The sequence below is a fragment of the Chloroflexus sp. genome (assembly GCF_056331925.1).
On record NZ_JBWGQH010000029.1, the window covers coordinates 52,767 to 63,145 of the forward strand.

The window sequence follows — 10,379 nt, forward strand, 5'->3', positions numbered from 1 at the left end:
CGATGCGGCATGTCCGCGCCCTCTTATTCGGTCTTTCGCTCCTAGCACTGGTAGTCTCGTGTGCGGGTTATGTCTTCTTGAGTGAATTGCGGGCGACACCGGCGACTACCAACACACCGGTTGAGTTTATCGTCGCCCCCGGTGAAACAACCAACGATATTGCGAATCGGTTGGCCGAAGCCGGTTTGATCCGCCAACCGGCCCTCTTTCGCGCATTGGTACGCTGGCGCGGTCTCGATCAGCAGATACAGGCCGGGCGCTATGTGCTCAGCCCGACGATGACAATGAGCGAGATTCTGATCGTCTTACAGAGCGGAAAGGTGGTCAACGATATTCAGATCACGATCCCGGAAGGATTGCGCCTCGAAGAGATCGCTGCGATTATCGCTGCTGCCGGCCTCGTGAACGAAAACGATTTTTTGACCGTTGCTCGTGACGGCGACCGATTCCGTGCAGATTATTTTCTGCTCAATAGCTTGCCGGAAGGGGCGACGCTCGAAGGGTATCTCTTCCCCGATACCTATCGGTTTGCCCCCTCGTCTGACGCCGAAACAATCGTGCGTAAGCTGCTCGACCGCTTTGTTGAGCAGTATAGCACGATTGAGCGTTCGGTACGGGTACCGGGTGTTACCGTCCATCAAATCGTCACAATGGCGTCAATTGTCCAACGTGAGGCAGCTCTCCTCAGCGAGATGCCACGTATTAGCGCGGTCTTCTGGAATCGTCTCAAACCGCAATATGCCCCCATCTTCGGTGGAGGGTTGCTCGGGGCCGATGCAACGGTACAGTATGCGATTGGCTATGATCCCGGTGAAGGTACGTGGTGGAAACGTAATCTGACCGTTGATGATCTGGCGATTCAAAGTCCGTACAATACGCGCATCAATCCCGGCTTGCCACCAGGCCCAATTGCTGCTCCCGGCCTCGCTGCGCTCACAGCTGCGGCTCAGCCCGATGAATCGTCACCCTATCTGTTTTTTGTCGCCAGTTGCGAGTTTGATGGTTCGCATAAGTTTGCAACGACTATCGAAGAGTTTCGTGTCTATGAAGCGGAGTGGTTGGCGTGCCAGCAGAACCGACCCTAACGGTGGAAATCATCTTGATCGGTGATCCGGTTGCACACTCACGTTCGCCCGCAATGCATAACGCGGCGCTCGCTGCTCTCGGCATTGCTGCACGCTACCGTGCCGTACAAACCTCGGCTGCCGAATTACCACAGCGGATTGCCGACCTGCGCCGAGCGGAGTTCCTTGGAGCAAATGTGACGTTGCCCCATAAGCAGGCTGTCATAGCGTTGCTTGATGAGATCGAACCGATCGCTGCTCGGATCGGTGCCGTCAATACGATTATCCGTCAACCCGACGGTCGCTTGTTGGGTACGAATACCGATGCCCCGGGGTTGCTGGCCGATTTAGCTGCTGCGGCATGGTCGCCGGCCGGTCAAACCGTGGTGATTTTAGGAGCGTCAGGGGCCGCACGGGCTGCTGCGTTTGCCCTGGCCGATGCCGGTGTCGCCGCGCTCACGATTGTCAATCGTCATCTTATGCGCGCGGTTGATGTAGCTGCGGCTGTGGCGGCTGAGCAACCGGCGCTGCGCGTGCGGGCATTGGCGTTGGCCGATCCGGCCGTGGCCGACGCCGTGGCTGAGTGTACGTTATTGATGAACGCTACGGCACTTGGCTGGCACGATGGGGAAACACCATTGCCCGATCCACCGGTTGGAGCGCATTGTCTGGTCTATGATATGGTCTACCGCGAGACGACCCTTTTGCGAGAAGCCGCAATGCGTGGCGCGCACGTGCGTGATGGGCGTGGCATGTTGGTTGAGCAAGGTGCGCTCGCGTTCGAGCGTTGGACTGGGCATCCGGCGCCACGAGACGTGATGTGGCAGGCCGCTTTTGGGGTGGAGCACAGACAATGATAGATCTCTTTGTCGTCGTTGTCGGTCTGGTGCTAGGTAGTCTGCTCAATATCCTGATCATTCGCTTGCCGCGCGAACGACGGTTGTGGGGGTGGCCGCGCTGTATTCGTACCGGCCAACCACTGCGCTGGTGGCAGCTCTTACCGGTGCTTGGGTGGGTACTCCAACGTGGCCGGGCCACCGATGGTCGTCCGCTGCCGGTGATCTACCCGCTGGTTGAAATCGGGAGCGCTCTCTGGCTCTGGCGGCTTTATGATCTGTACGGGTTCAGCCCACTCTTCGCCTATTTCGCCTTCGTCGGTGCAGTGCTTATCGTTACGGGCGTCGTCGATTGGCTCTACCGTTGGATCTACACCTTTGTCATTCTCGGTGGTGCCCTGATTGCTTTCATCTGGGGGTCAATCGCCGGTGCCGGCTGGCGCGAACTGCTGCTCGGTAGTTTGATCGGTGGAGTTGGCTTTCTGTTTCTCTACCTGCTGGCGTTAATCCTCTTCCCAGGCAAATCGGCTCCGTTTGGATTGGGTGATGTTTACCTCGCCATCTTTATCGGTGCTGCCCTTGGGTTGCGTCATCTGGGGCCGGCTTTGATCTACGGTATCTTTATGGCCGGGATCGTTGCAGCCGGTATCTTACTTGCCCGCCGGCTTGGCCGCGAAACCCCGGAATACTTGCCATACGGTGCGTATTTGTGTTTGGGTGTTCTCCTGTACGTCGCGTTTGGTGGTTACCGGTTGTAAGTGAAAAGGTGCTGCGATGATTGGTCTGATCCCCGCCGGCGGGATGGCTACACGCCTGGGACTGTTACCATGCAGCAAAGAGTTGTTACCGGTTGGTGGCTGGGCGGAACCTGATGGTTTGCGACCGCGCCCGATCATTACCTATCTGTTGGCGCAGTGGCAACGTGCCGGCATCACACAGGCATTCATTGTTGTTAAGCCGGGGAAGTGGGATATTCCCGCCTATTTGGGCGATGGGCGTGCGTTTGGGTTGAATCTGGCCTATCTGACGGTCCATGAGCCATACGGTGCTGCGTATACGCTCGCAGCCGCTATGCCCTTTATCGAAGACCGGTCGGTTGCCCTCGGCTTGCCTGACGTTCTGTTATCGCCCGACGATGTGTATGCGACGTTGGCTGCTCACCACGCAACCGCCCAACCTGATTTGACCCTTGGCCTCTTCCCCTGTGCGCGACCGCAAACCGCCGATATGGTTGATCTTGCCACCGATGGTCGCCAGGTGAAGGGTATTGTGATCAAGCCATCAAAGACGTCGTTGCGGTGGACATGGATGGCGGCGATCTGGTCGCCACGGCTGAGCGATCTTTTGGCAACGGTTGTTGCCACCGACCGAGCTGCTCGCCAACACGAAGCAAACCGCGCCGAATTGCATATCGGCGCGGTCTTTCAGGCAGCAATCGCGTCGGGTTTGCGCGTCGAAGGAGTTACCTTTCCCCACGGCCACGCCCTCGATATCGGGACACCAGCCGGTTGGGCGGCAGCCGTTCGGCTTGATCGGGAGCAGCCTCTTTCCTAAAATACGTCTGCTACCATAATCGTTTGTTCACGGCCTGGCCCGACCGAAATAATGCCTAGTCGCGCACCGACCAACTGGCAAATTCGGGCAACGTAGGCTTGGGCAGCATCAGGCAGATCGGCGAAGCGACGAACGTTGCGGGTCGACTCCGACCACCCCGGCATCTCTTCATAGACTGGTTCAACCTGGGAAAGGATGGCGGTGGTTGTCGGTGGATATTCGAGAATCGTATCGTTCAGCTTATAACCGGTACAAATCTTGAGCGTTTCGATACCATCGAGCACATCAAGCTTTGTAATTGCCAATGTATCGATACCATTGACCTGCGCCGCATAGCGCGCCATCACCCCGTCAAACCATCCGACCCGGCGCAATCGACCGGTCGTCGTTCCCACCTCAGCCCACGGCGTACCGATTTGTCGCAACGTATCGGCTACCATCCCATCAACTTCCGTCGGAAATGGCCCTTCGCCTACCCGTGTCGTATACGCCTTGACAACACCGATCACCGAGTTGATCCGCGTCGGACCAATCCCACTACCTTGACAGGCACCGGCTGCACCGGGCGGCGAAGAGGTAACAAAGGGATATGTACCGTGATCGATATCGAGCAGCGCCCCTTGCGCACCCTCAAGCAATACCGGCAAATCCTTGTCGAGCGCCCGATGGATAATCGGATGGACGTCGGTAATGTGATCGGCTAATCGCCGACCGTATTCCAAATACATCATATAGGTGTCGTGTAACGACAAGGGACGAGCGTTGTAGAGCTTCGTTAGAATGCGGTTCTTTTCTTCGAGGACGGTGCGTAGTCGATTCAGCAGTGTCTCTTCGTGCAGCAAATCACCCATCCGAATGCCGGATCGGCTCATTTTATCGGCATAGGCCGGGCCGATCCCGCGCCCGGTTGTCCCGATGCGTCCTTCACCCCGCGCCTCTTCTTGCAACTGGTCAAGCTGGATGTGGTAAGGCATAATCACGTGTGCCCGGTCGCTCACAAACAGCTTGGCTGTCGAGATGCCGCGTGCTTCGAGGTCTTCGATCTCTTTAATCAACGCTTCCGGGTTAATCACAACCCCGGGACCGATGACGTTGACGATACCCGGATCAAAAATGCCGGAAGGAACCAAATGCAACTTAAACGTGCCGAGATGATTTACCACGGTGTGGCCGGCATTATTACCACCGCCATAACGAATCACCAAGCGAGCACGGGCTGCCAGTAGATCAACGAGATGGCCTTTGCCTTCATCACCCCACTGGGCGCCGATCAACGCAACAACAGGCATCGCCGTTCTCCCTATTGCATCGCGTGTAATGTCCGAACTGTTGTTAACTACGACGACTTACGTTCGGGTAGACTACGTAGATCCGCTCTCTCCCTGATTGCCATCATGTCACTTTCTTCACCGTAACGACGCGCGCAATCCGGCCACGGCTTCATCGACATGGTGTGGCTCGATAATCAACGGTGGGAGCAAGCGGATAACATCCTCGCCCGCCGTAGCTACTAACAGCCCATGACGATGTGCTGTCTCGCGGACTGCCCCTGCCGAACCGGCAATACGGATTCCACGCATCAAACCTCGTCCACGCAATTCTAGGACGACATCAGGCCGCTCGGCAGCTAGATCGTGCAACGCTTCATCAAGGTAATTGCTCACCTGCTGAACGTGAGAGAGGAAATGCGGATCACTAACCTTGCGGAAGACCACTGCGCCTACTGCGGTAGCCAATGGATTCCCGCCGAAGGTAGTGCCGTGATCGCCGGGCTGAATGGCGTCCGCGACCGGTTGGCTCATCAAAATAGCACCGATCGGCAAACCTCCGGCCAGTGGTTTCGCTATTGTCATAATATCGGGTTGTACACCAAGCTGTTCGTGCGCCCAGAGCGTACCGGTACGCCCCATGCCACACTGAATTTCATCGAACACCAAGAGAGCATTGTGGCGTTGGCACAGTGCTCGTACCCCTTGCACAAACTCCGGTTCGGCTGCGCGCAACCCACCTTCACCCTGTACCGGCTCAAGCACGACAGCGCAGACATCATCGCCCATAACGGCTTCGAGTGAGGCCGGATCGTTGTAACGGGCAAAACGGACACCGGGCATGACCGGCATAAACGGTTCACGATATTTTTCGCGCGCTGTGATTGCCACTGCCCCCATCGTGCGCCCGTGGAAGCTACCGTCGAACGCCACAATCGTTGTCTTCCCTTCGCCGAAATGGGCACGCGCGTAGCGGCGGGCAAACTTGATTGCTCCTTCAATCGCTTCTGCGCCACTGTTACAGAAAAATACCTTCGCGAAGGCAGGACTGCTCTGAACCAAGAGTGCCGCCAGTTCAATCGCCGGACGGGTGTGGTAGAGATTCGAGACGTGGATCAAGCGCGCAGCTTGCTCATTGATGGCTCGCAACACGTCACGATCACCGTACCCTAGCGCATTGACGGCAATACCGGCCACAAAATCGAGGTAACACCGGCCTTCGCTATCGTAGAGATATACTCCCTCCCCGCGCTCGATAACGAAATCAGCGCGTATGTAACTCTGCAAGAGATAGTCGTGATCGGCTTGAATAAGGTCTGCGGCGCTTTCGCCGGTCATAGCTCGTCCTTTCCTTCGCAATCGGCTAACCTTCTCACGCAATTATACCACCGGCACAGTGTTGCCGTTCCTGCACAATTGCAGTTGGGTTATGGTATAACGGTAGGTGGTAGGTTACGTCATCACGTGAGCGTTCATGTCAAGATTCGTAACACGTTACCGGCAATTAGTTCGCTGGTGCTTTCACCGGCTGTACCACGAGTTTGCATGGAGCTACGACTTCATTGCGTGGCTCGTTTCGGCCGGGCATTGGCAACGGTGGGTGCAGGCCGCCGTGCCAATGTTGCGCGGTCGAGTGTTGGAACTCGGGTGTGGTCCCGGTTATCTGCAACAGGCGCTGGCCGGACGGGCCGGCGTCGTCGGGATCGATCTGTCACCGTTTATGCTGCGGCGAGCAGCACGTTTTACCAAACGACTGGTGCGTGCCGATGCTCGGCAGTTGCCGTTTCCCACCGCTAGCTTCGATACTGTTTGTGCTACGTTTCCCGCAGAATATATCCTCGACCCGGCCACCTTGGCCGAAATCCGGCGCGTCCTTGTTCCCGATGGTCAATTGGTCATTGTTGATGGGGGACGGTTGGAAGGTGGGTACGGGCGTGTGATCGATCTGATCTATCGTCTGATCTGGTTGGGCCGCACTCCACGCCAGTTACCAGAGGTGATACACATCGGTGATTGGCCGTTGCAGGTGCAGCGCGTGGTGGTAGGGGCAAGTAGTGTCTTGATACTGACCGGGAGACCCCATGCGTCCGGATCTAAGTATTGAGCAAACCCTGCTGGCACGTGGGTATCGCGTGTTGGTGGGTATTGACGAAGCCGGTCGCGGTTGTTGGGCCGGGCCGGTGGTCGCTGCCGCAGTCGTGTTGGATCCTATCGTGTACGAACGGCCAGGCTTGCTAGACGCTGTCGATGACTCGAAACAGTTAACAGTCATTGCCCGCGAGCGTGCGTACACTCTTGTCCAACGCTACGCACGTGGGATCGGTGTGGGTACGGTGCCGGCCTTTCTCATCGATGCCTATGGCATTCTGCCCGCTACTCGCCTTGCTATGACGCTGGCCTTGCTGTCGTTGCCTTGTTCGGTTGATGCGTTGTTGATCGATGCCGAACGTCTACCCGGTATTCGTGTACCACAAGAGTCGCTCGTGCGCGGTGACGCCCGTTCGCTTTCGATTGCGGCTGCTTCAATTATTGCCAAGGTGACCCGTGACCGCCTCATGCAAACTGCCGACCGCTGCTATCCGCAGTATGGTTTTGCCCTCCATAAAGGGTACGGAACCCCTGTTCACCGTCGTGCGCTCATGCAACACGGCCCTTCTCCATTCCATCGGCGTACCTTCCAGCCGGTACTTGAGCTTCTCGATTTGGCAGACTCGTCATGAATCTACGCGAACATCTCTTGTGGTCAACGCTACTCGCGGTAAGCCTCTACCCACGCCGTCCATTCGCCGCTGCTAGTCTTATTGCCGGTGGAGTACTCATCGATCTTGATCATCTCGTGCTTTATGTCAGTCGTACCGGTGATTGGAGTATTAGCGGTGCGCTCCACTACAACCGTTATCGCAATCTGTTTCCCAACCGCCACGATAACCGCCCTCGCTATGGTTCGCTCCGCTCGTGGTTGCATCAACCGCTGCTCGTACTGCCACCTCTCTGGATACTTGCTTATCGCCGAGCGTGGCTGCAACCTTTGGTGATCGGTATTACACTGCATCTCGTGCTTGATCATTTACCCCTCCCCTTCATCTGGGCGGCGTACTGGCGATCCGGTGGGCGCTGCATACGCTGTGGCACTGCCAATCACGTCAACGTATACCGACGACCTTGCCCATCCTCCCGCACAATGTGCTGGATCGTCCTGTGTCGACGGTGTGCCGACAAGCGATTGTGGTACACTGAAGATAGTATTTATATCTAAAACCTCTTTTGCCCTACCCAGCCGTTGCTGTGGAAGGAGTTCATATATGGAACCGGACGACTTCTCACCCGAAGACCCGATTACCGAACTTAGCCGTCTGGCCGGTGAAGCGATTGATAGTCAATCCACTGCGACTTCCACTGAGCGCCGGCGGCGCTGTAATCGGGTGCTTGAGATGGAGGCGCAAGGGTATATTACCGATGAGCGTGCATGTTTTTTGGCCGGTTTGGTCATGATCTGCGGTGAGTCGGTGGCCGATTTTCACCACGCCCATCGCTTCGCCCGGCGTGCTACCGAGCTTGGTGATGAACGTGCATGGACGCTGCGTGCTATGGCATGGGATCGCCTCCTGATCGAGTTGGGTCGCCCTCAACATTTCGGCACCCAGATTATCCGTATCGGTGGACGCTGGTCGCTAGGTGCAGTTAATCCGCGTGTCACCGATTGGGAACGCGCATTGTTCGGCGTGCCACCGTTGTACGTCCAACAACAACGGGTTGAAGAGTTGCAGCGCTCTGAACAAGGATAAATCCTATGAAGGGATACAGTAAAACTGTATCCCTTCTTTATGTTTTTGATGCGTATATTATGATAGAGAGTAGTACAAAATCCACCTAATTTTTACCACAAAATCATCTCTTCTTCATAAAAGTGTAATCTACCAAGATTGTTCGTGGCCCACTGTGCGCAGTACAGTTTCATTGCATTATCAGGCTCGTATCAACTCAAAGAGGGAAGCAATGAAACGGCTGTCGCTACGCTTGTGGTTTGCAGTTGGGCTGAGCATCGTTTTAGTACTTACGTTCGCCATTTTTATCTACGGTACGTCAGCCTCACAGGCACGGATTGAAATCTTTACCCCACATGGACTGGCACCGTGTGCAACAATTGACGCACCGGCGCCGGCGATTTTTCAGACCCAAACCCTGTTGGCCCGTTTCGATTACTACCGTGTGCTCGCTCCGCCGTTTGGCCCTGAACCGGTTGAAGTAGATATTACGTTCCCCGATGGTCGTATCTTTACCATCACGGCAGCGCAATTGCTCGATGGGGTTATTGATATGCCGACAAATGTTCAATTTGCCCGCTTTACCAACGAAGCCGGACAACTCTCGCTCAATCTGACGGTACCGGGGACGTGGCCCTACGGTTGTTATCAACTGACCGGACGTGGTCTCAGCAGCGGTGGTGCGAACACTGCTTCAGCATTCTTCGTCGTCATTCCCGGTGGGCGACCGGGGCCGAACGGGAATGTGATCTTACGCGCAACCCTCAACGGACAAGATACCAATGTTATCCAACAAGGCCAGATCCTCGAAATTGATGGGCGCGGATTTATCGGAGGTGAGCTGGTATCGTTCTGGTTAACCGCACCTGATGGTACCGTTATCGACTTCCCGCCCGGCCAGCAGGTAGTCCAAGCAAGCGCTAACGGTGCTGTTTCAACTTCATTCCAGTTTGAGGGTAAAAATCCGGTTGGACGATATACCGTAACAGCCCTTGGTAATACGAGTGGTTTTCGGGCTTTTGCTCACGTTGAATTGCGATCGCGGCCGGTAACACCACGTGGCCCAGCTCGCTTGTCAGTAGTCGTGCCCGCCGGAGCTACCGCACCGCAGCGTTCGATCTTCTACGCCAATGGCGATCTCTTCTTCCCCGGTGAGCGGGTTGATCTGTGGTTGACGATGCCCGATGGCGCAGTGCGTGGCTTTCCCTCAACCTTTGCCGATCCGGTAGCCGGTCAGTTTATGGTCGAGCTATTTCTCGATGAGCGATTACCGGTTGGTTTTTACCAATTGACGGCTCAAGGCGCAGTGAGCCAGCAGTTAGTGATCGCGACGTTCACCGTCACGCAAACGACCGACACTATTGCTAACCCGCAGCCAGTGCCACAGATCGGGTTAGATAATAATCCGACGACACCACCTGATCAAAGTTTCGTCGATCCCAACCCGGCAGATAGTAACGAATACGGCAACCCGGACGAATGAGATACGGTGCTACCGATTGACCGAGTATCTTCCGCATAATAGGATAGAGGTGCCGATGGCGGCAATCGCGTGGATGAGCGGGTTGGGCGGTGCGCGATTGCCGCAGGGCCGGGGTAGGTTGGGCGGGTTTGGCGCACCACGTGGTTGTAAGGGTATCCCAATCCGAAGACGGCTGCTATGCACGCTCCCCATAGCGAACCACACAAATGTTTCGTGTTACCCGTGACCGTCCTCCATTGTCACCCCGAGCGCAGCGAGGGGTCTGGTCACCCCGCGCCGCTTCCTCCATTGTCACCCCGAGCATAGCGAGGGGTCTGGTCACCGCGCGCCGCTTCCTCCATTGTCACCCCGAGCGCAGCGAGGGGTCTGGTCACCCCGCGCCGCTTCCTCCATTGTCACCCCGAGCATAG

11 protein-coding genes are annotated in these 10,379 nt (G+C 56.4%); 9 read left to right on the forward strand and 2 right to left on the reverse strand.

Going from position 1 to position 10,379, the window contains the following annotated elements; genetic code table 11:
* The first annotated feature begins 2 nt into the window (after nucleotides 1-2).
* From mltG to AC01ZF_RS14540, 4 genes are read left to right on the forward strand one after another with little or no spacing between them, the layout of a single operon-like run.
* Nucleotides 3-1,085 carry an endolytic transglycosylase MltG gene (gene mltG, locus AC01ZF_RS14525; RefSeq protein WP_424676923.1) on the forward strand — a complete coding sequence of 361 codons (1,083 nt, stop codon included), beginning with the start codon at nucleotides 3-5 and terminating at the stop codon, nucleotides 1,083-1,085.
* Nucleotides 1,064-1,921 carry a shikimate dehydrogenase gene (gene aroE / locus AC01ZF_RS14530; protein ID WP_424676922.1) on the forward strand — a complete coding sequence of 286 codons (858 nt, stop codon included), beginning with the start codon at nucleotides 1,064-1,066 and terminating at the stop codon, nucleotides 1,919-1,921. Before mltG ends, aroE begins: the two co-directional genes overlap by 22 nt.
* On the forward strand, nucleotides 1,918-2,658 hold the full coding sequence (locus tag AC01ZF_RS14535; RefSeq protein WP_424676921.1) for a prepilin peptidase: 741 nt from the start codon (nucleotides 1,918-1,920) through the stop codon (nucleotides 2,656-2,658). The genes aroE and AC01ZF_RS14535 overlap by 4 nt, the downstream gene beginning before the upstream one ends.
* A 16-nt stretch (nucleotides 2,659-2,674) precedes the next feature.
* The gene (locus AC01ZF_RS14540) at nucleotides 2,675-3,454 is read left to right on the forward strand and encodes a nucleotidyltransferase family protein (protein WP_476575455.1); all 780 of its coding nucleotides are present in this window, start codon (nucleotides 2,675-2,677) and stop codon (nucleotides 3,452-3,454) included.
* Here the strand turns inward: AC01ZF_RS14540 and AC01ZF_RS14545 are convergent.
* On the reverse strand, nucleotides 3,451-4,743 hold the full coding sequence (locus AC01ZF_RS14545) for an adenylosuccinate synthase (RefSeq protein WP_424676919.1): 1,293 nt from the start codon (nucleotides 4,741-4,743) through the stop codon (nucleotides 3,451-3,453). The two genes, AC01ZF_RS14540 and AC01ZF_RS14545, sit on opposite strands and share 4 nt — an antisense overlap.
* A 117-nt stretch (nucleotides 4,744-4,860) precedes the next feature.
* Nucleotides 4,861-6,060 carry an aspartate aminotransferase family protein gene (locus AC01ZF_RS14550; RefSeq protein WP_424676918.1) on the reverse strand — a complete coding sequence of 400 codons (1,200 nt, stop codon included), beginning with the start codon at nucleotides 6,058-6,060 and terminating at the stop codon, nucleotides 4,861-4,863.
* 136 nt (nucleotides 6,061-6,196) lie between these two features.
* On the opposite strand from AC01ZF_RS14550, the gene AC01ZF_RS14555 reads away from it, so the two are divergent.
* The 5 genes from AC01ZF_RS14555 to AC01ZF_RS14575 all read left to right on the forward strand — a co-directional run bounded on the left by AC01ZF_RS14555 (nucleotide 6,197) and on the right by AC01ZF_RS14575 (nucleotide 9,969).
* Nucleotides 6,197-6,826 carry a class I SAM-dependent methyltransferase gene (locus AC01ZF_RS14555; RefSeq protein WP_424676917.1) on the forward strand — a complete coding sequence of 210 codons (630 nt, stop codon included), beginning with the start codon at nucleotides 6,197-6,199 and terminating at the stop codon, nucleotides 6,824-6,826.
* Complete coding sequence (locus AC01ZF_RS14560; protein ID WP_424676916.1) at nucleotides 6,804-7,442, forward strand: ribonuclease HII; 639 nt, start codon at nucleotides 6,804-6,806, stop codon at nucleotides 7,440-7,442. The genes AC01ZF_RS14555 and AC01ZF_RS14560 overlap by 23 nt, the downstream gene beginning before the upstream one ends.
* The gene (locus AC01ZF_RS14565) at nucleotides 7,439-7,978 is read left to right on the forward strand and encodes a hypothetical protein (RefSeq protein WP_428113468.1); all 540 of its coding nucleotides are present in this window, start codon (nucleotides 7,439-7,441) and stop codon (nucleotides 7,976-7,978) included. Before AC01ZF_RS14560 ends, AC01ZF_RS14565 begins: the two co-directional genes overlap by 4 nt.
* Before the next feature lie 46 nt (nucleotides 7,979-8,024).
* Complete coding sequence (locus AC01ZF_RS14570) at nucleotides 8,025-8,507, forward strand: hypothetical protein (protein WP_424676914.1); 483 nt, start codon at nucleotides 8,025-8,027, stop codon at nucleotides 8,505-8,507.
* 211 nt (nucleotides 8,508-8,718) lie between these two features.
* A complete protein-coding gene (locus tag AC01ZF_RS14575) occupies nucleotides 8,719-9,969 on the forward strand; it encodes a hypothetical protein (RefSeq protein ID WP_424676913.1) in 1,251 nt (416 codons plus the stop codon).
* Nucleotides 9,970-10,379: the final 410 nt, after the last annotated feature.